Below are 25,248 nucleotides of genomic sequence, written 5' to 3' on the forward strand. Positions count from 1 at the left end.
AAAATACCGACAAGATGGTTAACAAGCTCTTTAGTTTTGCTTCGGCTCACCGGAAATTTCGCGCGGCCCGCGCAATTTGTTTGACAGTTGCGTGGCGAACCCTAAACGCGGCGCCGGGCCACGCGGTCCCAACGCCGCGCGAGCTCTCTGCAAGGAGAGACTAAATGAGTGAAGTGACGACGCCACAGGTGCGCCCGACGCGCCCCTATTTTTCTTCCGGTCCCTGCGCGAAGCCGCCGGCCTGGGACGCCTCCAAAATCGCTACCGAATCGCTGGGCCGCTCGCACCGCGCCAAGATCGGCAAGACGCGCCTGCAATATTGCATCGACCTGATGCGTGAGATGCTGCAGCTGCCCGATACGCACCGCATCGGCATCGTCCCGGGCTCCGACACCGGCGCGTTCGAGATGGCGATGTGGACGATGCTCGGCGCCCGCCCCGTCACGACGCTCGCATGGGAGAGCTTCGGCGAGGGCTGGGTCACCGATGCCGCCAAGCAGCTCAAGCTCGATCCGACCGTCGTCCGCGCCGATTACGGCCAGCTTCCCGACCTCGGCCAAGTCGACTGGTCGAACGACGTGCTCTTCACCTGGAACGGCACGACCAGCGGCGTGCGCGTCCCCGACGGCGACTGGATTCCGGCCGATCGCGAAGGGCTGTCCTTCGCCGACTCGACCTCGGCCGTGTTCGCGTACGATATGCCGTGGGACAAGATCGACGTCGCGACCTTCAGCTGGCAGAAAGTGCTCGGCGGCGAAGGCGGCCATGGCGTGCTGATCCTCGGCCCGCGCGCGGTCGAACGGCTCGAGAATTACACCCCCGCCTGGCCGCTGCCGAAGGTGTTCCGCCTCGTGTCGAAGGGCGCGCTCGCCGAGGGCGTGTTCAAGGGCGAAACGATCAACACCCCATCGATGCTCGCCGTCGAAGACGCGATCTTTGCACTCGAATGGGCGAAGTCGCTGGGCGGCCTCGACGGCCTCAAGGCGCGCAGCGATGCCAATGCGGCGGCGCTCGACAAGATCGTCGCCGACCGCGAATGGCTGAGCCACCTCGCCGCCGATCCCGCCAGCCGCTCGAAGACTTCGGTCTGCCTGTCGGTCGCCGGGGCCGATGCGGATTTCATCAAGAAATTCGCCGCGCTGCTCGAAAAGGAAGGCGCAGCCTACGACATCGCGGGCTATCGCGACGCGCCTCCGGGGCTTCGCATCTGGTGCGGCGCGACCGTCGACACCGCCGATATAGAGGCGCTCGGCCCGTGGCTCGACTGGGCCTACGCGAGCCTTTCGGCCTGACGCTTCCCTTCTTCCGTTCGCCCTGAGCTTGTCGAAGGGCCGCTATTTTCTTCCGACGTCCACCAGAAGAACTGTCCTTCGACAAGCTCAGGACGAACGGAGTTTTTGAAAGCTATACCAATGACCGCACCCAAAGTCCTCATCAGCGACAAAATGGACCCCAAGGCCGCCGCGATCTTCAAGGAACGCGGCATCGACGTCGACGTCATCACCGGCAAGACCAAGGACGAGCTGATCGCGATGATCGACGCCTATGACGGCCTCGCGATCCGCTCGGCGACCAAGGTCACCGCCGACGTCCTCGCGGCCGCGACGAACCTGAAAGTCGTCGGCCGCGCCGGCATCGGCGTCGACAATGTCGACATTCCCGAAGCGTCGAAAAAGGGCGTCATCGTGATGAACACGCCCTTCGGCAACAGCATCACCACCGCCGAACATGCCATCGCGATGATGTTCGCGCTTGCGCGCCAGATCCCCGAAGCCAACGCGGGAACGCAGGCGGGCAAATGGCCGAAGAACGACTTCATGGGTGTCGAGCTGACGTCGAAGACGCTCGGCCTGATCGGCTGCGGCAACATCGGCAGCATCGTCGCGGAGCGCGCGATCGGCCTCCGCATGAAGGTCGTCGCCTTCGACCCGTTCCTGACGCCTGAGCGCGCGATCGAACTCGGCGTCGAAAAGGCCGACCTCGACACCCTGCTCGCCAAGGCCGATTTTATCACGCTGCACACGCCGCTCACCGACCAGACGCGCAATATCCTGTCGAAGGAGAATATCGCCAAGGCCAAGAAGGGTGTTCGCATCATCAATTGCGCGCGCGGCGGGCTGATCGACGAGGCGGCGCTGAAGGAGGCGCTCGAATCGGGTCATGTCGCGGGCGCTGCGCTCGACGTGTTCCAGACCGAGCCGCCGGCCGCCGACCATCCGCTGTTCGGCGCCCCGAACTTCATCTGCACCCCGCACCTCGGCGCCTCGACCGACGAGGCACAGGTCAATGTCGCCATCCAGGTGGCCGAGCAGCTGTCGGACTATCTCCTCACCGGCGGCATCACCAACGCGCTCAACGTCCCGAGCCTGTCGGCCGAGGAAGCCCCGAAGCTGCGCCCCTATATGAGCCTCGCCGAAAAGCTCGGCAGCCTCGTCGGCCAGCTCGCGCACGACAATCTCACGACGATCTCGGTCGAGGTCGAGGGCGCCGCCGCTGAGCTCAACCTCAAGCCGATCACCGCCGCTGTTCTGACCGGGCTGATGCGCCGCTATTCGGACAGCGTGAACATGGTCAACGCCCCGCACCTCGCGCGCGAACGCGGGCTCGATGTTCGCGAAGTGCGGCATGACCGCGACGGCGACTATCACACGCTCGTGCGTGTGACCGTCGCCACCGAGTCCGGCGACCGCTCGGTCGCGGGCACGCTCTTCAGCAACGGCGACCCACGCCTCGTCGAGATGTTCGGCATCAAGGTCGAGGCCGATCTCGACGGCCATATGCTCTACATCGTCAACGAAGATGCACCGGGCTTCATCGGCCGTATCGGGACGGCGCTCGGCGAAGCGGGGCTCAACATCGGCACCTTCCACCTCGGCCGCCGGGCCGCCGGCGGCGAAGCGGTGCTGCTGCTCAGCCTCGACTCGCCGATGCCCGAACCTTTGCTGTGGCAACTTTGCCAACTTCCGGGCGTGAAGACGGTGAAGGGGCTGAAGTTCTGACCAACCAAACGCCCTCCCCTTCAGGGGAGGGAAGCGAAACTTGGCAGCGTGCTGCCTAGTTGCAGCGGGTGGGGGCCAGCGGCCTTACGCAAGGCCCCTGGCCCCCACCCCAACCCCTCCCCTGAAGGGGAGGGGCTTTCACTTGCGGCACGCACCGCGTAGGAGAGCCACCATGCCTCGCACCCCCGCCCTGCTGCCCGAAGGCCTCCGCGACCGCCTACCCCAACAGGCGGAGGCCGCGTCGCGCGTCACCCGCGCGCTCGTCGACGCGATGCGCGCGCATGGCTATGGCCGCGTGGCACCGCCGCTGGCCGAATTCCGCGAAACGCTGGGCGGTGATGACGATCGCTCGTCGCGCGACCTGCTCCGCTTCACCGATCCTGTGTCGCAGCGGACGCTCGCGCTGCGCCCCGACATCACCCGGCAAGTCGGCCGCATCGCGACGTCATTGCTCGCCAAGGCACCGCGACCGCTGCGCCTCTGCTACGCAGGACAGGTCGTCAAACTGCGCGCCAGCCAGCTGCGCCCCGCGCGCGAAATGCTGCAGGTCGGCGCCGAACTGATCGGCAGCGACAGCGTCGCGGCGGCGCGCGAGATCGTGACGGTCGCCATCGACGCGCTCGAAGCGGCGGGCATCGGCCCCGTCACGATCGACTTCACCCTGCCCGACGTCGTCGACCTGCTCGCGAACGGCCCGCTCCCCGTCGATACCGATAGCCAGCAGCTGCGCGACGAACTCGACGCCAAGGACGCCGGCGCGCTGACGCGGATCGGCGCTGCCGCCTATCTGCCGCTGCTCCGCGCAACCGGTCCCTTCGATCAGGCGATCGCTGACCTGCGCGTCTTCGACACCGCGGGCGTCCTCGCCGCGCGCATCGACGCGCTCGAAGCCATCGCCGCGCCGATCCGCGACCGCGTGACGCTGACGCTTGACCCGACCGAGCGTCATGGCTTCGCCTATCAAAGCTGGTTCGGTTTTCAAATCTTCGTCCCTGGCCAGGGCGACGCGGTCGGTCGCGGCGGCGGCTATGCTATCCCCGTCGGCGAGGATCAGGAGGAATCAGCGGTCGGTTTCTCGCTCTATCCCGATCCGCTGATCGACGCGGGGCTGGGCGCCGAAGACGACGCCGAGCGCCGCATCTTCCTGCCGCTCGGCCATGACCCGGCGCTGGCCGCCAGCCTGCGCGCTGATGACTGGCAGACGGTGGCAGCCCTGTGCGACGCGGATGATGCAAAGGCGCTGGGCTGCGGATGGCGACTCGGTGCCGATGGGCCGGTCGCGGTTCAAGTCTGAACCGTAGCCCTGAGCGTGTCGAAGGGCGCCTATCCGAGAAGCGCCCTTCGACAGGCTCAGGGCTACGGTGAGCCGTCAAAAATCCGAAATCCCGAACCGCGGCACCCCCTGATTGACCCCCGGCGGATCGAGCACGGTCACGTCGAGTTCGACCGGCTCGCCGATCCAGTGCGCCAGCGTCGTATGGTCGGCCAGATCGTCATCGGTCAGCGGATGAATCAGCGCGCGCAGCCGCGTCGCTTCGATCGCCGCCACGACGTCATCGCGCGAGCGCGCCAGGAAATGCACTTCATATTGCGCGATCGGATGCGGCCCCGCGGCGCCATCGGTCATCGCGCCGACGAACAGGATCGCCGGATCGCTGCCGAAATCGTCGCGAAGCGCCGCGGCGACTGGCCGTTCGGCGGGGTCGTAATAGATATGCGCATGATAGGGCGCGTCGGGGTTCGTCATAGCTGCATATCCTCACTCTTCAGCCGTCATTGCGAGCGTAGCGAAGCAATCCAGAGCGTCTTTATCCTGCTCTGGATTGCTTCGCTACGCTCGCAATGACGGTGGCTATTTGGCAAATACCCGCTTCAACCATGCATCGACGGTGGCGGTCGCCGGATAGGCAGGATCGCCCAGGCTGCGGTTGATTTCGGCATGGCCCTTCAGCCCCTCGCCCGGAAAGCTGCCATGCTCAACCCGGCTGCCCCCCGCGGTCAGCGCGTCACCCAACGCCTTCGCCTGCCGCACCCCGTCGGGGCGCTGGACATAGAGCAGCAAGAATTCGCGCGCATTGGGCGCCGCCGCGTGCGCCGTCGGCGACAAGGCCTTTTGCCGCGCCGGGTCGGTCCCGAACGCCTGCTTGTAAGTCGCCTGCATGATGGGCGGACCGTCCTTCATCTGCGCCGGAACGTCATAGGCCGCGCCGTCGTTCGGGATCACTCCTGCAATGTCGGCAAAGGACAGGCCCGCGCCCTTCAGATAGCGCTCGTCGGTCCCGACCAGCGCGACCAGATGCGCGCCCGCGCTATGCCCCATCAGCACGATGCGCCGCCGGTCGATGCCCAGCGCGGCAGCACGGTCGATCAACGTCCTGACCGCACTGGCCACATCGGCCGCCTGCTGCTCGACCGTCGCGGCGGGGACAAGGCGGTAGTTGATCGAGGCAAAGGCATAGCCCTGCTCCGGATAATGCACGGGTTTGAACCGCCCTGTGGCATTGTCCTTGCTGCCGCGTTTCCACCCGCCGCCATGGACATAGACGATCAGCGGCGCCGGCCCCGTGGCATTTTTGGCGCGCCAGATGTCGAGCGCCTGCAACGGATCGCTGCCATAGCTGATCGTCTCGCTGCCCGGCGCCTTCGGTCCCTGTTCGGCACCCATCCGTTCGGCCATCCGTTCGCGCAGCCGCTCGCGCAGCTTTTCGCGCGCATCGCTGGCGGGCATGCTGCTCGCCACCAAAGCGGCGATCATTGCCGCGCCGATCCCGTATCGCTTGCTCATATCCGCACCTCCATCGCCCCCCGGCACCGGTCCATTGTCCAGCGCAAATGTCGCAAATTCATCCCAGCGTGCTTGCCTCTGCGGCCAAATCCGCTAAGGCCGCGCCGGACCCGCGCTGGTCGTTTTCGGGTCCGGTTCAGCAGGACAGCATCATGGCAAATGTTACCGTCATCGGGTCGCAGTGGGGCGACGAGGGCAAGGGCAAGATCGTCGACTGGCTCGCCAGCCGCGCCGATGCCGTGGTGCGTTTTCAGGGCGGCCATAACGCCGGTCATACGCTCGTCGTCGGTGAGCAGGTGTACAAGCTGTCGCTGCTTCCCTCTGGCATCGTCACCGGCACGCTGTCGATCATCGGCAATGGCGTTGTGCTCGATCCGTGGGCGCTGCGCGACGAGATTACCAAGCTGCGCGGTCAGGGCGTCGAGATCAACGCGGAGAATTTCGCAATCGCCGACAATTGTGCGCTGATCCTGCCCTTCCATCGCGACCTTGATGCGCTGCGCGAAACCGCCGCGGGCGCGGGCAAGATCGGCACCACCGGGCGCGGCATCGGCCCGGCGTATGAGGACAAGGTTGGCCGCCGCGCGATTCGCGTCTGCGACCTCGCGCACCTCGACAAGCTGGAACCGCAGCTCGACCGCCTCACCGCGCACCACGATGCGTTGCGCGCCGGGTTCGGCGAACCGCCGATCGATCGCGAGCGGCTGATCGCCGACCTCAAGGAAATCGCCGACTATGTGCTCGAATATGCACAGCCGGTGTGGAAGCGGCTGAAGAAAGTGCGCAAGGCCGGCGCGCGCATCCTGTTCGAGGGCGCGCAGGGCGTGCTGCTCGACATCGACCACGGCACCTACCCCTTCGTCACCAGCTCGAACACCGTCAGCGGGACCGCCGCGAGCGGCTCGGGCCTCGGCCCTTCGGCGGTCGGCTTCGTCCTCGGCATCGCCAAGGCGTACACGACGCGCGTCGGCAGCGGCCCCTTCCCAACCGAGCTCGAGGACGCGATCGGCCAGAAGCTGGGCGAGCGCGGGCATGAATTCGGCACCGTCACCGGGCGCAAGCGCCGCTGCGGCTGGTTCGACGCGGTGCTGGTGCGTCAGAGCTGCGCGGTGTCGGGCGTGACCGGCATCGCGCTGACCAAGCTCGACGTGCTCGACGGCTTCGATACGATCCGCATCTGCACGGGATACCGCCTGCGCGGCAAGATCCTCGACTATTTCCCCGCCCACGCCGCCGATCAGGCTGAGGTCGAGCCGATTTACGAGGAAATGGACGGCTGGCACGAATCGACCGCGGGCGCGCGCAGCTATGCTGACCTCCCCGCGCAGGCGATCAAATATATCCAGCGCGTGCAGGAACTGATCGAAACCCCGATCGCGCTGGTATCGACCAGTCCCGAACGCGAAGACACAATCCTGATCCGCGACCCGTTCAGCGACTGACGATCAGCGCCCAGCCGCAGCGACGTCCCGGATCGCCGCGACGAAGCCCGCCGGGTCGTCCTCCTGAATGAAGTGGCCGCCGTGCAGCGTGCGATGCGTGACGCGCGCCGCGCCGGGAACGCGCGACGTGAACAGGGCATCGCCGCCGCGCGTGATGGGATCACCGTCGGAAAAGCAGCACAGGAACGGCTTGTCGAACGCTTCTAGCGCAGCCCAGGCGCGCTTCTGGTCGGGGACCGCAATATTGTCGCCGAGGGGCACGAAGGACGGATAGACCCGCGCGGCCACCTTTGAAGCGCGGGTGGGGAATGGCGCGTCATAGGCGGCGATTTCCGCCGCGCTCAATTCGCGTTTGGCGCCCGCTTTGACGATCTTCCCGATCGGGAACACCGGACTGTAGCGCGAAAAGGCGCGCCAGATCGCGAAAGCGCGCGGCGCGCGCTGGCCTTCGGGAAGCCCGCCGTTCGACAGCGCCACGCCCGCAAAGCGTTCGGGCATTTCGGCGACGAGGCGCAGGCCGATCAGCGAACCCCAATCCTGGCACGCGAGGATGATGTCCTTCAGATCAAGCGCCTCGATCCACTGCCGCATCCACGCAACCTGCGCCGCATAACTGTACGCCGAACGATCGAGCGGCTTGTCCGAGCGACCGAAGCCGATCAGGTCGGGCGCGACGACGCGAAACCCGGCATCGACCGCGGGGCCGATCATGTGGCGATAGAGATAGGCCCAGGTCGGCTCGCCGTGGAGCATCAGCACCGGCTGCGCGTCGCGTGGCCCTTCGTCGACATAATGAACGCGCAGGCCGCCCACGATCTCGATGTAATTTGGCGCATAGGGCCAGTCCGGCAAATCCACGAAACGATCGTCCGGCGTGCGATAAACGCGCATCATCTTCCCCCCCACTCTTGGCCGCGATCAGCTTAGGGGACTTCCGTTGCGGCGCAAGCCGTGCCACGCTCGCGCGATGACTCGACATATCCTCATTTTCTACGGCAGCTACCGCCGCGACCGGCAGGGCATCAAGCTCGCGCATTGGCTGGTCGACGCGATCGTCGCGCGCGGCGACAGCGCCGAACTGATCGACGCCAAGGCCGTGGGCCTGCCGATGCTCGACCGCATGTACAAGGAATATCCGAAGGGCGAGGCGCCGCCTGCAATGGCCGAACTCGCGGCCAAGATTCGCGCTGCCGACGGCTTCGTCTTCGTCACCGGCGAATATAATTGGGGGCCGCAGCCGGGACTTAAAAACCTCACCGACCATTTCCTCGAAGAATGGTTCTGGCGGCCCGCCGCCATCGCCTGTTACTCGGCGGGGCCATGGTCGGGGGTGCGCGCGATGATGGGGTGGCGCGATACGCTCGGGGAGATGGGCATGGCGGTCACCTCGTCGATCCTGCCCGTCGGGCGGATCGGCGGCGCTTTCGATGCCGATGGTGCGCCGACGGGCGACGATGGCGCACGGCTTGTGAAAAGCTTCCCGCGCTTCGCCGATGATCTCAATTGGTGGATCGATGCCGCGAAAGCACAGCGCGCGAAGGTCGATCCGCCCTATTGATGAAATGACCTTAGCCCTGGGCCTGTCGAAGGGCGCTTCACCGAGAAGCGCCCTTCGACAGGCCCAGGGCTACGGCTTTATCTTTAACCCGACTTAAGTTCCGCCTTCAGCCGCAGGCTCGCCCGCCAGAAAAAGAACGCCGGGATCAGGCCCAGCCACGCGGCGCCATAAAGCACCCAGCGCACGCTTTCCTGCCCCGCGAGCGGCTGGAGCGCATCGGACAACACCCCGAACAGGAACGGCCCAAGCCCAAGCCCGATCAGATTTTGGCCGAACAGCATGATCGACGCCGCGACCGCTCGCGCGCGCGGCTGGACCAGCCCCTGCACACAGCCATAGGCCGGGCCATAATAGGCCGAATTGAGGATGGTCGGGATGATCAGCATCGCCACCGCGATCCGCCAATCCTCCATATAATAGCCGAGGAACAGGATCGGTGCCGCGATCGCCATGCCATAGGCGGGAAAGGTAAGCAGGTGCTTCTTGTCGCGCGGACCATATTTGTCGGCCATCTTGCCGCCGAGCCAGGTGCCGAACGCCCCGGCCAGTCCCAGCACAACCGCCATCGACAGCCCCGCTTCGGTCGTCGACAGCCCGTGACTGCGAATGAAGAAGCTGATCGTCCAGAGCGCCTTGCCGTAACCCAGCACGGCAACGACCGACGCCGCAATCAGGATATAGATGAAGGCGCGCGAGCTGAAAATCTCGCGCAGCGCCTCACCGGTTGAAAGCGGAACGACGGCGCGCGCCGTGGCGACCGCTTCCGCCGAACGGCTATGGCGCGGTTCGCGCATGACGAACAGCACGACGAGCGCGAGCAGAATGCCGGGCGCGCCGACCATCATCAACGCGATCCGCCAGCCATAAATGTCGTTCACCACGCCGCCGATGATCAGGCCGAGCAGCGATCCGATCGGCACGCCCAGCCCATAAAAGGCGATCGCCGACGACCGCTTTTCGACCGGCACGCTATCGGAAATCAGCGAATGCGCCGCTGGCGTGCAGCCCGCTTCGCCGACGCCGACGCCAACGCGCGCCAGCAGCAATTGGACAAAATTCTGCGCCAGTCCGCACACCGCGGTCATTGCCGACCAGATCGCCAGCGAAATCGCGATCAAGCGAACGCGGTTCGTGCCGTCCTTGTCGGCATAACGGGCGATGGGAATGCCAAGCAGCGCATAGAATACGGCAAAGGCGGGTCCGGCCAGCAAGCCCAGTTGGGTATCCGAAAGCCCGAGATCGGCCTTGATCGGTTCGGCCAGGATGTTGACGATCTGCCGGTCGAGGAAATTGAAGATATAGACGATCAGCAGGATCCACAGCATCGTCCGCGTTTGCGCGGACACCCCGGCGGCGGGTGTGGTGACGCCCTGCGACAAGGCAGCTTTATCGGTCATTCTGATCTCCCGCACCCATGGGAGCAGACCGGGGGGACTGGTGTCAACGCCCTTGCGGCGCCCCGAAAATCGCCGCTTGCAATTGCCGCTACGGCTGCCAGCCTGCGGCGCATGAAAAAAATCTCGCTGCTCGCCGTCCCCGCCCTCGCCCTGATCACTCCCGCTATGGCGATGCCGCCGCCGCTGCCGCCGGTCGAGGGCAAGGATGCGGCGACGTTGCAGACGGAAATGACCGAGCGGCGGGTGAACAGCGACGTCATCACCGCAACCTATCTCGACCGCATCCGCAACCTCGACGACCATGGCCCGCAGCTGAACGCGGTCATCGCGACCTTTCCCGACGCGACGAGCCAAGCGCATACGCTGGACCTTGAACGCCAAGCGGGCCGCGTGCGCGGCCCGCTTCACGGCATCCCGATTCTGCTCAAGGACAATATCGAGGCAAAGGGGCCGATCGCGACCACGGCCGGATCGCTGGCGCTGAAGGACAATGTCACCAACCGCGACGCGCCGCTGGTGGCGCGGCTGCGCGAGGCGGGCGCGGTCATCCTCGGCAAAACCAACCTCAGCGAATGGGCGAATATTCGTTCGAACAATTCTACCAGCGGCTGGAGTGCGGTCGGCGGCCTCGCCAAAAACCCCCACGCGCTCGATCGCAACACCTGCGGATCGTCGGCGGGCAGCGGCGCCGCGACCGCGGCAAGCCTCGCGCCGATCGCGATCGGCACCGAAACCGACGGATCGATCACCTGCCCCGCCGGCGTCAATGGCATCGTCGGTTTCAAACCCACGGTCGGGCTGGTCAGCCGCACGCATATCGTCCCGATCAGCCATAGCCAGGACACCGCCGGCCCGATGGCGCTGACCGTGCGCGACGCCGCGCTGGTGATGTCGGTCATCGCGGGCTGCGACCCCGCCGATCCCGCGACCATCGAGGCCGACGCGCGCAAGACCGACTATGCCGCAGAGCTTTCGGTCGCAGCGCTCAAGGGCAAGCGCATCGGCGTGCTGCGCGATCGCATCGGCGACCGCGCCGACATCGCCACGCTGTTCGACGCAGCGCTGAAACAGATGGCACAACTCGGCGCGACGGTGGTCGAGATCGCCGACAGCCGCAAAGGGCTGGAAGAATTGGGCGCTGCCGAGTTCGAAATACTGCTGACCGAGCTCAAGGCGGACATGGCGACCTATCTCGCGAGTCTTCCGGCCAATGACGGTCCCAAGACGCTCGCCGACCTGATCGCCTTCAACAAGGCGAACCCTGCCGAGCTGCAATGGTTCGACCAGTCGCTGTTCGAGCTTGCCGAAACCAAGGGCGGGCTCGACAGCCCCGCCTATCTCGAAGCGAAAGCGAAAGCCGCGCGGCTTGCCGGGCCCGAGGGCATCGACCGGCTGCTCGCGACGCACAAGCTCGACCTGCTCGTCGGGGTGACGAACGGCCCCGCGTGGACGAGCGATCTGGTGAACGGCGATCATTACACTGGCCCCAGCGCCAGCCAGCTACCCGCCGTCGCGGGCTATCCGCACCTGACGGTGCCGATGGGCACGGTCGCGGGGCTGCCAATCGGCGTGTCGTTCATTGGCGGAAAATGGACCGATGCCGAGGTGCTGGCGGCGGGCTATGCTTATGAGCAGGCAAGCCGCAAGCGCGTGGCGCCGACCTATCGGGTGGGGGTAGCACCGTAAAATCCTCCCTATGGCGAAGCCATGGGGAGGGGGACCGTTCGCGAAGCGAATGGTGGAGGGGCTCCTCCGTCAGCGCTTCGCGCTGCCACCTCCCCATCGCTGCGCGACAGGGAGGATCGCTTCACCTTTTATCCCGCCGCCGCTTCCAGCCCATTTCCTCCAGCTCGAGCAATTCCATCGGCACATGGATATTGCGGATCGCCATCCGCACCTCGATCAGGAACAGCACCAGCGACGCGAGCAACAACAGCATCGCGATCGCGAACGCCCAGGACGCCGCCAGCCCCAGGTTGAACCCGGCGATCGCCTGCGCGAACAACAGCGCCACGAGCAGGCACACGACAATCCCGCACGCGACCGCGGCGGCGATCGCATTGTTGATCACGTCCATCCGCCGGTCGGCGGCGCGCAGTTCGGCGACCACCCGCTCATGCTCCTGCCCCTCGGTCTCGGCCCAGCGCTCCATCAGCGCGCGCGAGCGGTCGACGACGCGCGACAGGCGCCCGGTCAGCACGTTGAGCAGGCTGCCCGTCGCGACGAGCAGGAACACCGGGGTGACCGACAGCTGGATCGTCTCGGCGATCATCGCCGAGCCGGTCATGCTCATCCCTCGCCGCCCGCCGCGACCGAGGGCGTATTGATGCCGTGCATGGCCAGGAATTTGCGGACGTTGCGCGCCGCCTGACGAATACGCTGTTCGTTCTCGACCATCGCGATGCGGACATAGCCCTCGCCATCCTCGCCGTACCCGACGCCGGGTGCGACCGCGACCTTGGCATGGGTAAGCAGCTGTTTCGAAAATTCGAGGCTGCCCATGTCCTTGAGCGCGGGCGGCAGCGGCGCCCAGGCGAACATCGACGCCTTTGGGCTCGGGATGTCCCACCCGGCGCGGCCGAAGCTTTCGACCATCACGTCGCGGCGCTTCTGATAAAGCTCGCGGTTCCTCGCGACGATGTCCTGCGGGCCGTTGAGCGCCGCGCAGGCCGCGGCCTGGATCGGGGTGAAGGCGCCATAGTCGAGGTACGACTTCACGCGCGTCATCGCCGCGATCAGACGCTTGTTGCCCACCGCAAAACCCATGCGCCAGCCCGCCATCGAATAGGTCTTCGACATCGAGGTGAACTCGATCGCGACGTCCTTCGCCCCCGGCACCTGCAGGATCGAGGGCGTAGGATTACCATCGTAATAAAGTTCGGAATAGGCGAGGTCCGACAGCACCCAGACCTTGTTCTCCTTGGCCCACGCAACCAGCCGCTCATAAAAGGCAAGATCCACCGCCTCGGCGGTCGGGTTCGACGGATAATTGACGACCAGGATCGACGGACGCGGCACGGTGAACGCCATCGCGCGGTCGAGCGCGCGCCAGTAATTCTCGTCGGGCGTCGTCGGCACGCTGCGGATCGTGGCGCCCGCAATGATGAAGCCGAAGGTGTGAATGGGGTAGCTGGGGTTAGGCGCCAGCACGACGTCGCCGGGGCCGGTAATCGCGGTCGCAAGGCTCGCGAGCCCCTCCTTCGACCCCATCGTCACCACGACCTCGCTTTCGGGATCGAGGTCGACGTTGAAGCGGCGCGCATAATAATTGGCCTGCGCCTTGCGCAGCCCCGGAATCCCCTTCGACTGTGAATAGCCGTGCGCGTCGGGCTTCATCGCGACTTCGCACAGTTTTTCGATCACATGCGCGGGCGGCGGCAAATCGGGGTTGCCCATCCCTAGGTCGATGATGTCTTCCCCCGCGGCGCGGGCGGCCGCACGCATCGCATTGACTTCGGCGATGACATAGGGCGGCAGGCGCTTGATGCGATAGAATTCATCTTCGGACATGGGAAACTAGAACAACTCCTTTTCGTTATCGGATATAACGCGAACGGCGCCTCGCCAGCCGCACCGCGGCTTGTTATAGGCTTCTAACCGCACTGACCAGCAGGAACGAACATGAGCGACGCAGACAATAGCGACACGACCGACGCTCCGAACCCCTTCCTGCCGACCCCCGACGACATGCAGCATTGGGCCAGCGTGATCGGGCGCGCACAGCAGATGATGCTCGAATATGCGCTGGGGCAAGTGAACGACGGCAAGACGAGCGCCGCCTCGATGTTCGATCCGGCGACATGGCTCGAAAACCCGGCGACGCAGACGTGGACACAGCAATCGTCCAGGATGTGGGAACAGGGGGTCGCCTTCTGGACGTCGCTCGCGACGCTCAACCCGATGACCCCGGCAGCGCCCGATGCCGCCGCAGCAAAGGACCGCCGCTTTGCCGATCCCGACTGGGCGGCGAACCCGGTGTTCGCGATGATCCGCCAAACCTATGGCCTGCTCGCCGAACAGATGCTCGCGACGACGCGCCAGCTCGACGGGCTCGACCCCGCGGCGCGCGCCAAGATGGAATTTGCCGCCAAAAGCATCGCCGATGCGATGGCGCCGACCAATCTGGCGCTGACCAATCCCGAAGTCATCCGGCGCGCGGTCGAAACGCGCGGCGAAAGCCTGCTCAAGGGCTTGAAGCATATGCTCACCGACCTGTCGCGCGGGCAATTGAGCCACGTCGATCCCGATGCGTTCGAGGTCGGGGTCAATATCGCGACGACGCCGGGCAAGGTCATCCACGAAACCGACCTTTACCAGCTGATCCAATATACGCCGACGACCAAAGAGGTTTTCGCCGTCCCGCTGCTGATCTTCCCGCCGTGGATCAACCGCTTTTATATCCTCGACCTCAATCCCGCCAAAAGCTTCGTCGCCTGGGCGGTCGAGCAGGGATTGTCGGTGTTCATGGTATCGTGGAAGTCGGCCGATGCGTCGATGAAAGACATTGTGTGGGACGATTATATCGCGGCGCAGATCGATGCGATCGATACGGTGCGCGCGGCGCTGGACGTGCCTGCGGTCCACACGATCGGCTATTGTGTCGCCGGAACGACGCTCGCCGCGACGCTGGCGGTGCTCGCCGCGAAAGGCGAGGCAGAGCGAGTCAAGTCAGTGACCTTCTTCACCGCGCAGGTTGATTTCGAGCATGCCGGCGACCTTAAGCTGTTCGTCGATGACAGCTATCTGGCGCTGCTCGAACAACTGTCGGCGCCGGGGTATCTCGATGGCCGCTATATGGCTGCGACCTTCAACAGCCTGCGCGGGCGCGACCTGATCTGGAATTATGTCGTCAGCAATTACCTGCTCGGCAACGACTATCCGCCCTTCGACCTCCTTTACTGGAACGGCGACACCACCAACCTGCCCGCGAATTGGCACCGCCAATATCTGGTCGACCTGTACCGCGACAATCGCATGGTGATCCCGAACAGTCTGGCCGCGCTGGAAACGCCGATCGACCTTCGGAAAATCCAGACCCCGGCCTATATCCAGGCGGGGCGCGAAGATCATATTGCGCCGCTCGCCAGCGTGTGGCGGTTGATGGATCATCTGTCGGGGCCCAAGACCTTCCTGCTTGCCGGGTCGGGCCATATCGCGGGGGTCGTCAATCCGCCCGCCGCGGGCAAATATCAATATTGGACCGGCGACAGCAAAGCTGCGACGCTGGACAAATTCATCGCCGGTGCCAGCGAAACGAAAGGCAGCTGGTGGCCGCACTGGATCGACTGGATTGCGGCACAGGATGACAAAAAAGTCGCTGTCAAAGGCGCCCGCATCCCCGGGAAAGGGGCCAGGAAGGCGATCGAGGACGCGCCCGGCCGCTATGTCAAACAGCGGTAATATCTAGCGATTATCCTGCCGATGGGCGGCGGTGACAGGTTTTTTGTGCGCTGCACAAAAATATCCTTGAAATCGCCGAAGCACTCCTATATTGTGCACTGCAACATAAAGGAGTTTTACCCATGGCTACCAAGATGGATAGTGCCGAGAAGGCTTTCGAAGCCGCGACGCTGGAAACCGCCGCCAAGCCGGTGGAAGCTCCGGCGGCCCCCGCCGTTGTCGCTGCCCCCGCAGTGGCGAAGGTGGCGGCTCCCGCCAAGATCAAGACGGTGAAGGCAAAAGCCAAGCCGACGGTGAAGAAGGCTGCGGCTCCCAAGGCCGCCGCCAAGAAGGTTGCCCCCAAGAAGGCAGCCGCGAAGAAAATTGCCCCGAAACTTGCCCCCAAGGCTGCACCGACGCCGGTTGCCGCCGTCAGCAAAGGAATCAAGACCATGAACGACACCGTGAAGAAGTTCGCCGACGAAGCGAAGACCCGCACCGAAGCCCTGACCGCCGACTTCAACGAAAAGGCGAAGGAAGCGATGAGCAAGACCAGCAAGCTGGCCGAAGAAGCCGTCGAATTCAACAAGGCCAACATTGAAGCGCTGGTCGAAGCCGGCAAGATCGCTGCCAAGAACATGGAAGTTCTGGGCCAGGAAGGCGTGACCTTCGCTCGCAAGAGCTTTGAAGACACGACCGCTGCGCTGAAGGGCTACAGCTCGGTCAAGTCGCCGACCGAATTCTTCAAGCTCTATGCCGAAAACAGCAAGAAGGCTTTCGACGCCGCCGTTGCCCAGACCTCGAAGACCAGCGAACTGGTCGTCAAGATGGCCAACGACAGCTTTGCGCCGATCTCGAACCGCGTTTCGGTCATCACCTCGAAGATGAAGGCCGCCTAAGCCGCTTTCACCTTCCGTTGGCGCGGGCATCCCCCCTCCCTCCCCGCCTGCGCCGACACCCCCAAGGCCGCCCGCTTCCCCAAGGAAGCGGGCGGTTCTTGCTTTCGGCGCCGCCGGCGACGAGCTGGCGAACAAGAGGTTAAAAACCGCGCGCGCGCCCCTTGCGCTTCGGCTGCGGCTTGCGATATTCCTGCCATGATGTTTCCAGTTTCGACCACCCAGCCGGTCCGCGCGATGGCGGCGTCAGATCATGTCCGCGCGATGGCGGACAAGGATGACGGCGCACCCGGCAGCCCCGGCGTCGGCATCGCCACGCGCACCCGCGCCAAGGCGAAAAAGCCGTCGATGTACAAGGTGCTACTGCTCAACGACGATTACACGCCGATGGAATTCGTCGTGATGGTGCTCCAGCGCTTTTTTAACATGGACATCGAACAGGCGACGCAAGTGATGCTCCACGTCCACCAACAGGGCGTCGGCGTGTGCGGCGTGTTCAGCTATGAAGTCGCCGAGACCAAGGTCAATCAGGTGATGGACGCCGCGCGGCAGAACCAGCACCCGCTGCAATGCACGCTGGAAAAGGCGTAACGCCTCTCCTTCTCCTCAAACCGGGGGCTGCTTATGCGCCCAGCTGTGCGCCACCTCACTTTAACTCCCCGGCATTATTGGCTATGGCCCTTAACCATGGTCAAAAACTCTCCTTTTTCGCTGCGCCCCGCTGCGATCTTTCTCCTCCCGCTCGGCCTCCTCGCCACGCCCGCATTTGCCCAGACCGCGGTAAAAGAGGATTCGGTCGTCCTGCAGCCCGACAAGGTCGCCGACGACGCCCCGGTGATCGCGGCGCAAGTCGCGCTGCCGAGCTGGTCGGAGGAAAACGCCACCGCCTTGCTGAGCGCGATTGAAAAAATCGGCGCCGAAGGCCTGTTCGCCAAGGACTATAACCCCGATGCGCTGGCCGCGGCGATCCTGGCGAACGATCAGGCACGGCTCGACAAGATCGCGACCGACACCTTCCTGCTGCTCGCCACCCATTTGCGCGACGGACGCACCCCCAATGCGGCGCGCAAGCAATGGTTCATGGTCGACAGCGACGCCGACGCCGAACCGCTGCTCCCGCTGCTCGGAAATGCGCTGAATGGCGGCACGATCGCCGAGGCGCTCGCCAGCCTCAACCCGGTCCACCCTGACTTTGCCGTGCTCAAGGCATCGCTTGCCAAGGCCAAAATACCCGCCGACGCCAATGCGATCCGTGTCAACATGGAACGCTGGCGCTGGATGCCGCGCGCGCTGGGCGATCGTTATGTCGTCAGCAACGTCCCTGAATATATGACCCGCGTGGTCCATGGCGGGACGGTCATCGCCACCCACAAGGCCGTCGTCGGCAAGCCGTCGACCGCGACCCCGCAGCTCAATCCGATGGCGACCGGGATCATCGTCAACCCGAACTGGACGCTGCCGCGCAGCATCATCAACGAAGGCATCGGGGCGACCATCGCGCGCAACCCTGCGTCCGCGCGCGCGCAGGGCTATACCTGGACCGGCAGCGGCAAGACCCTGTCGGTGGTACAAAAGCCCGGCCCGAACAACGCTCTCGGCGTGATGAAGATGGAGATGCTCAACGATCACGCGATCTATCTCCACGACACGCCATCAAAGGGCGCGTTCAACGCCGCCGCCCGCGCGTTCAGCCATGGGTGCATTCGGACCGAGCGCGCGCTGCATTTCTCCGGCTTGATGGCGGTGATGTTCGCGGGCCGAAGTCCCGAAGAATTTGGCGCGGCGATCGCCAGCGGCGAAACAACGCGCTTCGGCTTTGACAAGCCCTTCCCGGTCTATGTCGCCTATTGGACCGTCGTGCCCGACGGCAAGGGCGGCACCAAGAAGCTCGGCGACCTCTACGGTCGCGACGCACCGGTGGTGGCTAGCTTTGCCAAGCCCGGCCGCCCGACCGCGACGATCATCGCCCCCGCTGCACCGCCGGTGGTGCCGATGGTCGAAACGACCGCACGCGCCACCACGCCGGGGACGTCGGGAATTTACTGAGGGGCGTAAGCTTACGACCGAAGTAGGACGCCGCCCTCGCGAAGGCGGGGGCGACGCGTTTGGTACGTCCGCCCCACACCCTGAAACCGAAGTCAGCCCATCAGTCCGCCGTTGTCGGGAACGTCCCGTTGACCGACCCCGCGCGGCGGATATTGTCGGCGACCGGTGGCAGCTGGAACGGCACCGGCATTGGCGGCACTTCGCTCAGCCGGTCGGCGAACAACAGCCGCCCCGGCCCGAGCTTGTAGAGGATCATCGGCAGCAGATCCTCGCCGAATACGAAGCAGCCTTCGCTGCGTCCGAGCTTGCCCTGTGTCGCGATCAGCGACGGGTCGGCGTACCAGGCGCCATGGACAACGATGGCACGAACATCGGCGTTGTTGTTGTCGGGCTCCAGCCCCGCAAGCCGCATCGACGAGCCGTTGGCACCCCAGTAATAATCGCTGGTGCGATAGGCGCCGCGCGAGGTTGCCAGACTGCCCACGCGGTTCGAAAAGCTTTTCAGCCACCCGTCGTGCTGCGGGTCGGATCCCCGGCCGTGGGTAACGGGGAACATATCGATCTTGCCCGCCACCATGTCGACCAGCGCGAAGCGTGGACGCGCCGACGGCAGCCCGAAATCGACGATGCCGATGCGGTCGGTCTGGGGAATATGGCGGCTTTGCATCGCCAGTTGCTTGCGCGCGACCGCCAGATAATCGACCGGCGGCGATGGAGGTGCCACCGGTTGCCGCACCCAGTCGGGCAACTGCGCCCCTGCCGGCAGCGTCGCCACGGCGCCCGCGCCAGCCATTCCGGCAAGCAATGTCCGTCGATCCAACAGATTCTTCACGTCAACCGCGCCCCGCATCGATCGCCTGATGGCGATTCCTCGATGACCCTTTAGCCGCAAAGCGGCGGGGAAAGGCAAGCAGGTGGTTCCGCTCCATGCGGGAAGATGTGGCATATTTGCCATGAACGGCGGGTTAAAGCCGTACGATATCGGCTGCTCCGTGTCATCCGTGCACTATGCACTTGCAAACCATTTGCAATATCACTAGCTGGCGCGACCAATTCCATCTCGCCCAGGGGAAATTATCGTGACGTCGGTTTCGGTTCGCATGGCTCTGATCGCCGCGGTCAGCAGCGGTCTCGCCGCGCCCGCAGCCGCCGCCGAAGGCACAGCCGATAACGCGCCCGGCGGCGACGATATCGTCGTCACCGGCTATGTTGCCGAAGGACTGTCCGACCCGCGCACCCCGCTGCCCCTCGTCGACACCCCGAACAGCGCGACCGTCGTGACCGACCAGCTGCTCGCCGAACAGGGTCGCCGCACCCTGCGCGATGCGCTGCGCAATATCACCGGGATCAGTTTCCAAGCGGGCGAAGGCAATCCGCCGGGCGGCGGCGACAGCTTTTCGATCCGCGGCTTTGCGGGCCGCGACGACGTCTATGTCGACGGCCTGCGCGATCCGGGCAATTATTTCCGCGATCCGTTCAATGCCGACCGTTTCGAAGTGACCAAGGGTCCGGCGTCGGCGATCGCCGGACGCGGCAACATCGGCGGCTCGCTCAACATCGTTTCGCGCCAGCCGCTGCTCGAGAATCGCTACGGCGCCGAGCTGTCGGCGGGCACCGACAAATATTTACGCGCTACCGTCGACGGCAATTTCGTGCTCGACGAAGCCAATGGCGTCGCGCTGCGAATCAATGCCGTCGCGCACCGCAATGACGAGCCCGGTTGCGACCGGGCGAAGAGCGAGCGTTGGGGGGTCAACCCCGTGCTCGGCGTCGGCCTGGGCGGCGACACGCAGGCGACCATCGGTTATTTCTTCCTGCGGCAGGACGACCTGCCCGACATGGGCATTCCCAATGGACGCAACCGTTCGCTCGCGGGGTCGGGATTCGAGGGTGTCGCCGCGCCGGTGCGCCGTCGCAACTACTACGGTTATTCGACCGATTATCGCGATGTCGAGACGCATATCGCTTCGCTGATCGTGTCGCACCGGTTCAACGAATCGGTCGCGATCAGCAACAAACTACGCTGGGCGCAGACCGACTATGCCCAGTCGGCGTCGTCGCCGCGCTTTGTCGGCAATGTGACGACGCTGGGGCCGACGACGGAGGCGGTTGGCAACCGCAAATTCCGCGACCAGCGCGACGAGCTGTTCGTCAACCAGACGCAGCTCGAACTGACGCTGGGCGGCGACAGTTTCCGGCACAATATCGTGGTCGGATTCGAATATGCCGACGAATTGACCAGCAACCGGCGCCAGCTCGACGCAGACGGACCGCGGTTCAACCTGTTCAACCCCACCTTCCTCGCTGCGGCGCCCGTCGCCTATAACGGCACGACGGCGCGCATCGATATGGATACCAAAAGCCTGTATCTGTTCGACACGGTCGAGATCGGCGACCGGTTCCGCATCGTCGGCGGCCTGCGGCACGACTGGGTCGATACGCGGGTGCGCGGCATTGTCGACAGCGGTTTCACCGCCCCCGGCTTTGCCACCGACCTGTCGCAGCGCGACAGCGAGTTCAGCGGCAACGCCGCGCTCGTGTTCAAGCCGAGCGCGAACAGCAGCATCTATTTCGGCTGGGGCACCGCGTTCGAACCGTCGGGCCGCGCCGAAGTCGTCCAGTTGGCTGGCGGCAACAACAATGCACCGGTCACCGCGGCCAATTTCAACGTCAAGCCCGAACGCAGCCGCTCGTATGAGCTTGGCGGCAAACTCGAACTGCCGGGCGGGCTGTTGCTGAGCGCCGCGCTGTTCGAAATTACCAAGACCAACGCGCGCACCCCCGGCGTCAACCCCGGTGACCCCGCGGTGGTGCTGGACGGGCGTCAGCGGATTCGCGGCATCGAATTGCAGGCGGCGGGTGAAATCCTGCCCGGCTGGGACATCTTTGCCGGTTACACGCACCTCGACGGAGAGGTCCGCAATTCGAACATTCCGGTGCAGGTCGGCCTGCCGCTCGACAACACACCGCCGCACAGCGCGACGCTGTGGACGTCGTTCGCGGTGACCCCGGCGCTGCGCATCGGCGGCGGCGTCCAATATAATGGCAAGCGCCGTTCGGATATTCCGACCAGCCTGACCTCCGGCAACATCACGATTACCGCGCCGGCGTACACGGTGGTCGATGCCTTTGTCGAATATGGCTTGACCGACAACGTCAAGCTGCGCGCCAACGTCTATAACATCGGCGACAATTATTATTTCCAGTCGCTGGGCAGCGGCCAGTCGATCCCCGGCCCCGGCCGGTCGGGCGTGTTGACGCTCGCGCTGGATTTCTGATGCCGTCCCCCGGGGCTTGCCGCGCCGCGATCCCCGGGGCATGACGCCGCCATGTATCTGGTCATCGACAATGTTCTGACTGGCGAAGCGCTCGCCCGTGCGCAAGCCTTGCTCGCCGACGCCCCCTGGGCCGACGGCCGGGCCACCGCCGGCTATCAGTCGGCGGGGGTCAAACGCAATGAACAGCTGCCCGAACGCCACCCGCTGACGCAGCAGCTGCAAGAGATTGTCGAGGGCGGTCTCGCCGCCAGCCTGTTGTTCCAGTCGGCGGCGTTGCCGCGGCATATCTTTCCGCCGCTGTTCAACCGCTATGCCAGCGGCCATGATTTCGGCACCCATGTCGACAATGCCATCCGCCAAGCGCCCGGTGGCGCCGCGCTCCGCACCGACCTGTCGGCGACTTTGTTCCTTGCCGACCCCGCCAGCTACGATGGCGGCGAGCTGGAGGTCGAGGACGGTAGCGCGTCGCATCGCTTCAAGCTCGCGGCGGGGTCGATGCTGCTCTACCCGGCCACGACGCTGCACCGCGTGACGCCGGTGACGCGCGGCGCGCGCCTCGCCAGCTTCTTCTGGGTCCAGAGCCTGGTTGCCGATGCGGCCCGCCGCGCAATCCTGTTCGACATCGACCTTGGCATCCAGTCGCTGCGCCCGCGCGTCGGCGACCAGGATCCGGCGTTAATCGCGCTCGCCGGCGCGTATCACAATCTGCTGCGCCAATGGGCGCAACCTTAGGCGTTGCGAACGCCTTCCTGAAAGGATTGACGATGAAAGCAACCATCTGGCACAACCCCGCCTGCGGTACCTCGCGCAAGACGCTGGCGATCCTCCAAGAGACGCCGGGCATCGAGCTGACCGTCGTCGAATATCTGAAACAGCCCTATGCCGCCGACCAGCTCCGCGAGCTGTTCACTGCCGCGGGCCTGACTGCGCGCGATGCGCTGCGCCTGCGCGGCACCGATGCCGAGGAACGCGGACTGAACGACGCGAGCGAAGACGCGATCATCGCCGCGATGGCCGCTAACCCGGCCTATGTCGAGCGCCCTATCGTCCGGACCGACAAGGGCGTCCGACTTTGCCGCCCGCAGGACGTCGTGCGCGAAATTCTCTGACGCGGCCTGTGCCGACGCGCACGCCGCGATCGGCAGTCGCCATCGGCACAGCAAAAAGGGCCACGGACAATGTCCGCGGCCCCTCCTGTAACTCGAATTGCAAACCCGATTACGGGCTCGTCGGTTCGTCGTCACCGTCGGTCAGCAGCACGATGGCGGCGATAATGCCGACAGCGGCGAGCGCGATGACGATCCAGCTGGTTTCGCCTTCCAGCTCGCTCTGACCTTCGACGGCCGAAGCAGCGCGAACGCCCTGCGCCGCCGATGCAGCGACCGGCGCCGCGATCATTGACGTTGCAGCGAGGCTAACCGCCGCCTTCTTGAACAGATTCATTTCATACTCCCTGGATGGAAAGCTTGTGTGGATCGACCTCGATTAACGCTACGCTATTGTTCCACAATCAGGATTCATAGCGCGTTACATGCATATTGCAATGCGCGATCAAGAACATCGACCCGAAATTACCGCCAGATCGGCGCAATTGCACGCGCACGATGTACTAGTCCACGGCGATCCGTCCGCCACTAATGGCGAATCGCATCACCGGTCCGGGCATGTCGGCAAACAGTGCCGACTCGGTGCCGGTCAGCCACACCTGCCCCCCCTGCCCCGCCAGCCGCGCATAGAGCGCCGCGCGGCGCCGCGGGTCGAGGTGCGCCGCCACCTCATCCAGCAACAGCACGGGTCGCTGCCCGCGCGACCGCGCGACGCAGTCGCTATGCGCCAGGACCAGCGACAACAGCATTGCCTTTTGCTCGCCGGTGGAACAGCGCGCCGCGGCGCGGCCCGTCGCGGCGTGGAGCGCGACCAGATCGTCGCGGTGCGGCCCCGCGGTCGCGCGGCCCGCCGCCGCGTCGATCCGCCGACGTCCCGCAAACAAGGCCTGCAACGCCGCCGCCTCATGCGGGGCGGCACGCACCGCCCCGTCGCTATCGACCAACGTCAGCAGCGGGCGGGCAAAGGGCGCATCGGGCTGGTCGGCCAGTTCGGCAGACAGCGCCGCCAGCGTTGCCTGCCGCGCCGCGTCCAGCGCCGCGCCATGTTCGGCCAGTTGTGCCTCCAAGCTCGCAAGCCATTGCGGGTCGGCGCTGGCAGGATCAGCCAACAGCTTGCCGCGCGCGCGTAGCGCCGCCTCATAGCGGTTGCTATGCTGCGCATGCCGTGGGTCGAGCGCCAGCACCAGCCGATCGAGGAAGCGCCGCCGGTTGCCCGCCGTCTCGACGAACAGCCGGTCCATTGCCGGAGTCAGCCACAGCACCCCCAACCATTCGCCGAGCGACGCCGCGGCGGCCGCGCTGCTGTTGATCCGCACGATCCGCCGTCCCGGATGCGCGGGCTCGATCCCCGTGCCCAGCGATACCGGCGGCAGGTCGTCACCGGCGAGCACTTCGGCAAAAACCGCAAAGCCGCCGCTCGCGCCGTCGCGCACCATCTCGCCCAGCGCCGCACGGCGTAGCCCGCGTCCCGGCGCGAGCAGCGAAATCGCCTCCAATATATTGGTCTTGCCCGCGCCATTGTCGCCGTGCAGCGCAACCAGCCCCGGCCCGGCGACGAGTTCCGCGGCGGCATGATTGCGAAAATCGGTCAGCGAAAGGCGGGTCAGCGTCATCCTATATGCCGCCTACCGCAGCTCATCGGACCGCGCCAGCCCACACCCGCCCGCACCGCACCCCCTATCGTCCTCCCGGGGAAAGCCGGGATCCCGCCCTCGCGCCCAAACGCCATCAAACAGCGACGCATCGTCCAATCAGGAACCCATACGGACATTTTTCCCAATAACGGGAAATTTCGCCATCTCATTGTAAATTCTGCGCTGCAATAATCTGTCGCAGGCCAAAAAACCACGCTTAACAGCCAATGAATGAAATTGGCACGCTCCCTGCATAACGGTTGGCATCCACCGGGATGACCCGGATGGAAGGTTCAAGGAAGGAAAACATCATGGCCCATTTCAATGTCGACTCGTTCAAGAGCTATGCGATCGCTGCCGTTGCTTCGCTGTATTGCTCGATCATGCTTCTCGCCGCTGCCGGTCCCAGCAACCTGCTTGCCTGATCAACGCAGCGCGTAAAACGCCGGCCCTCAGCTTGTCGAAGGGGCCGGGATGGAAAGGAATGAAATGAAACAGGGTTTTCGCAAGAATCGTCGCGACGGGATGATCTTCGGCGTCTGCGCCGGCATGTCTGACCAGTTCGGCATCGACGTCTTGTGGACGCGCGTCGGCTTTGTCGCCTTGACGCTTCTGGGCTTCGGCCTGCCGCTGCTGCTGTACCTCGCCGTCGCGATCCTCGCGCCCTAGGAGGCAGCCAAAGGGCCGGGCGCCTTTCAGGCGCAGTCGCACCGGCCCGCACATTCCCA

General features: G+C 65.1%; 23 protein-coding genes. 14 read left to right on the plus strand and 9 right to left on the minus strand.

The window, feature by feature from the left end; translation table 11 throughout:
* The first annotated feature begins 164 nt into the window (after positions 1–164).
* The 3 genes from FFS18_RS00930 (at position 165) to FFS18_RS00940 (ending at position 4,293) form a co-directional block, all read left to right on the plus strand.
* On the plus strand, positions 165–1,292 hold the full coding sequence (locus FFS18_RS00930; protein ID WP_137869377.1) for a phosphoserine transaminase: 1,128 nt from the start codon (positions 165–167) through the stop codon (positions 1,290–1,292).
* Between the two features lie 120 nt (positions 1,293–1,412).
* Positions 1,413–2,999, plus strand: coding sequence for a phosphoglycerate dehydrogenase (serA, locus tag FFS18_RS00935; protein ID WP_120215614.1), 1,587 nt, complete (start codon positions 1,413–1,415; stop codon positions 2,997–2,999).
* Positions 3,000–3,171: 172 nt separating this feature from the next.
* A complete protein-coding gene (locus tag FFS18_RS00940) occupies positions 3,172–4,293 on the plus strand; it encodes an ATP phosphoribosyltransferase regulatory subunit (RefSeq protein WP_137869378.1) in 1,122 nt (373 codons plus the stop codon).
* Positions 4,294–4,368: 75 nt separating this feature from the next.
* Here the strand turns inward: FFS18_RS00940 and FFS18_RS00945 are convergent, their stop codons facing one another.
* On the minus strand, positions 4,369–4,746 hold the full coding sequence (locus FFS18_RS00945) for a DOPA 4,5-dioxygenase family protein (RefSeq protein ID WP_137869379.1): 378 nt from the start codon (positions 4,744–4,746) through the stop codon (positions 4,369–4,371).
* 105 nt (positions 4,747–4,851) lie between these two features.
* Positions 4,852–5,784, minus strand: coding sequence for an alpha/beta hydrolase (locus FFS18_RS00950; protein ID WP_137869380.1), 933 nt, complete (start codon positions 5,782–5,784; stop codon positions 4,852–4,854).
* Between the two features lie 152 nt (positions 5,785–5,936).
* Here FFS18_RS00950 and FFS18_RS00955 point away from each other — a divergent pair, with 152 nt between their 5' ends.
* The gene (locus FFS18_RS00955; RefSeq protein ID WP_137869381.1) at positions 5,937–7,226 is read left to right on the plus strand and encodes an adenylosuccinate synthase; all 1,290 of its coding nucleotides are present in this window, start codon (positions 5,937–5,939) and stop codon (positions 7,224–7,226) included.
* Positions 7,227–7,229: 3 nt separating this feature from the next.
* On the opposite strand, the gene FFS18_RS00960 is transcribed toward FFS18_RS00955, so the two are convergent.
* Positions 7,230–8,120: a haloalkane dehalogenase gene (locus tag FFS18_RS00960; RefSeq protein WP_349304032.1), complete on the minus strand. Its 891-nt coding sequence runs from the start codon at positions 8,118–8,120 to the stop codon at positions 7,230–7,232.
* Positions 8,121–8,193: 73 nt separating this feature from the next.
* Between FFS18_RS00960 and FFS18_RS00965 the strand changes: the two genes are divergently transcribed.
* Positions 8,194–8,784: an NADPH-dependent FMN reductase gene (locus FFS18_RS00965; RefSeq protein ID WP_137869383.1), complete on the plus strand. Its 591-nt coding sequence runs from the start codon at positions 8,194–8,196 to the stop codon at positions 8,782–8,784.
* Between the two features lie 83 nt (positions 8,785–8,867).
* On the opposite strand, the gene FFS18_RS00970 is transcribed toward FFS18_RS00965, so the two are convergent.
* Positions 8,868–10,181 carry a spinster family MFS transporter gene (locus tag FFS18_RS00970; RefSeq protein ID WP_137869384.1) on the minus strand — a complete coding sequence of 438 codons (1,314 nt, stop codon included), beginning with the start codon at positions 10,179–10,181 and terminating at the stop codon, positions 8,868–8,870.
* Positions 10,182–10,292: 111 nt separating this feature from the next.
* Between FFS18_RS00970 and FFS18_RS00975 the strand changes: the two genes are divergently transcribed.
* Entirely contained in the window at positions 10,293–11,867 is a 1,575-nt protein-coding gene (locus FFS18_RS00975; RefSeq protein ID WP_137869385.1) for an amidase, read from the plus strand.
* A gap of 121 nt (positions 11,868–11,988) precedes the next feature.
* On the opposite strand, the gene FFS18_RS00980 is transcribed toward FFS18_RS00975, so the two are convergent.
* Complete coding sequence (locus FFS18_RS00980; protein WP_137869386.1) at positions 11,989–12,474, minus strand: DUF2721 domain-containing protein; 486 nt, start codon at positions 12,472–12,474, stop codon at positions 11,989–11,991.
* Positions 12,471–13,691: an LL-diaminopimelate aminotransferase gene (locus FFS18_RS00985; protein ID WP_137869387.1), complete on the minus strand. Its 1,221-nt coding sequence runs from the start codon at positions 13,689–13,691 to the stop codon at positions 12,471–12,473. The genes FFS18_RS00980 and FFS18_RS00985 overlap by 4 nt, the downstream gene beginning before the upstream one ends.
* A gap of 111 nt (positions 13,692–13,802) precedes the next feature.
* Between FFS18_RS00985 and FFS18_RS00990 the strand changes: the two genes are divergently transcribed.
* The 4 genes from FFS18_RS00990 (at position 13,803) to FFS18_RS01005 (ending at position 18,502) form a co-directional block, all read left to right on the plus strand.
* Complete coding sequence (locus FFS18_RS00990) at positions 13,803–15,581, plus strand: PHA/PHB synthase family protein (RefSeq protein WP_137869388.1); 1,779 nt, start codon at positions 13,803–13,805, stop codon at positions 15,579–15,581.
* Positions 15,582–15,703: 122 nt separating this feature from the next.
* On the plus strand, positions 15,704–16,459 hold the full coding sequence (locus tag FFS18_RS00995) for a phasin family protein (RefSeq protein WP_137869389.1): 756 nt from the start codon (positions 15,704–15,706) through the stop codon (positions 16,457–16,459).
* Between the two features lie 261 nt (positions 16,460–16,720).
* Positions 16,721–17,047, plus strand: coding sequence for an ATP-dependent Clp protease adapter ClpS (gene clpS, locus FFS18_RS01000; RefSeq protein ID WP_232014914.1), 327 nt, complete (start codon positions 16,721–16,723; stop codon positions 17,045–17,047).
* A gap of 96 nt (positions 17,048–17,143) precedes the next feature.
* Positions 17,144–18,502, plus strand: a complete 1,359-nt coding sequence (locus FFS18_RS01005; protein WP_137869390.1) for a L,D-transpeptidase family protein — start codon at positions 17,144–17,146, stop codon at positions 18,500–18,502.
* 100 nt (positions 18,503–18,602) lie between these two features.
* On the opposite strand, the gene FFS18_RS01010 is transcribed toward FFS18_RS01005, so the two are convergent.
* Positions 18,603–19,334: a murein L,D-transpeptidase catalytic domain family protein gene (locus FFS18_RS01010; protein ID WP_137869391.1), complete on the minus strand. Its 732-nt coding sequence runs from the start codon at positions 19,332–19,334 to the stop codon at positions 18,603–18,605.
* Between the two features lie 268 nt (positions 19,335–19,602).
* Here FFS18_RS01010 and FFS18_RS01015 point away from each other — a divergent pair, with 268 nt between their 5' ends.
* From FFS18_RS01015 to arsC, 3 genes are read left to right on the plus strand one after another with little or no spacing between them, the layout of a single operon-like run.
* Positions 19,603–21,780, plus strand: a complete 2,178-nt coding sequence (locus tag FFS18_RS01015) for a TonB-dependent receptor (protein ID WP_137869392.1) — start codon at positions 19,603–19,605, stop codon at positions 21,778–21,780.
* 51 nt (positions 21,781–21,831) lie between these two features.
* Positions 21,832–22,512, plus strand: coding sequence for a Fe2+-dependent dioxygenase (locus tag FFS18_RS01020; RefSeq protein ID WP_137869393.1), 681 nt, complete (start codon positions 21,832–21,834; stop codon positions 22,510–22,512).
* Positions 22,513–22,544: 32 nt separating this feature from the next.
* Complete coding sequence (gene arsC / locus FFS18_RS01025) at positions 22,545–22,889, plus strand: arsenate reductase (glutaredoxin) (protein ID WP_137869394.1); 345 nt, start codon at positions 22,545–22,547, stop codon at positions 22,887–22,889.
* Positions 22,890–22,998: 109 nt separating this feature from the next.
* Here the strand turns inward: arsC and FFS18_RS01030 are convergent, their stop codons facing one another.
* Positions 22,999–23,223, minus strand: coding sequence for a hypothetical protein (locus tag FFS18_RS01030; RefSeq protein WP_137869395.1), 225 nt, complete (start codon positions 23,221–23,223; stop codon positions 22,999–23,001).
* A 166-nt stretch (positions 23,224–23,389) separates the two neighbouring features.
* On the minus strand, positions 23,390–24,499 hold the full coding sequence (gene recF, locus FFS18_RS01035) for a DNA replication/repair protein RecF (protein ID WP_137869396.1): 1,110 nt from the start codon (positions 24,497–24,499) through the stop codon (positions 23,390–23,392).
* A 510-nt stretch (positions 24,500–25,009) separates the two neighbouring features.
* Between recF and FFS18_RS01040 the strand changes: the two genes are divergently transcribed.
* Positions 25,010–25,189 carry a PspC domain-containing protein gene (locus FFS18_RS01040; RefSeq protein WP_039580111.1) on the plus strand — a complete coding sequence of 60 codons (180 nt, stop codon included), beginning with the start codon at positions 25,010–25,012 and terminating at the stop codon, positions 25,187–25,189.
* Positions 25,190–25,248 lie beyond the last annotated feature (59 nt).

It is taken from the genome of Sphingopyxis sp. 2PD (genome assembly GCF_005503695.1).
Lineage (GTDB): Bacteria > Pseudomonadota > Alphaproteobacteria > Sphingomonadales > Sphingomonadaceae > Sphingopyxis.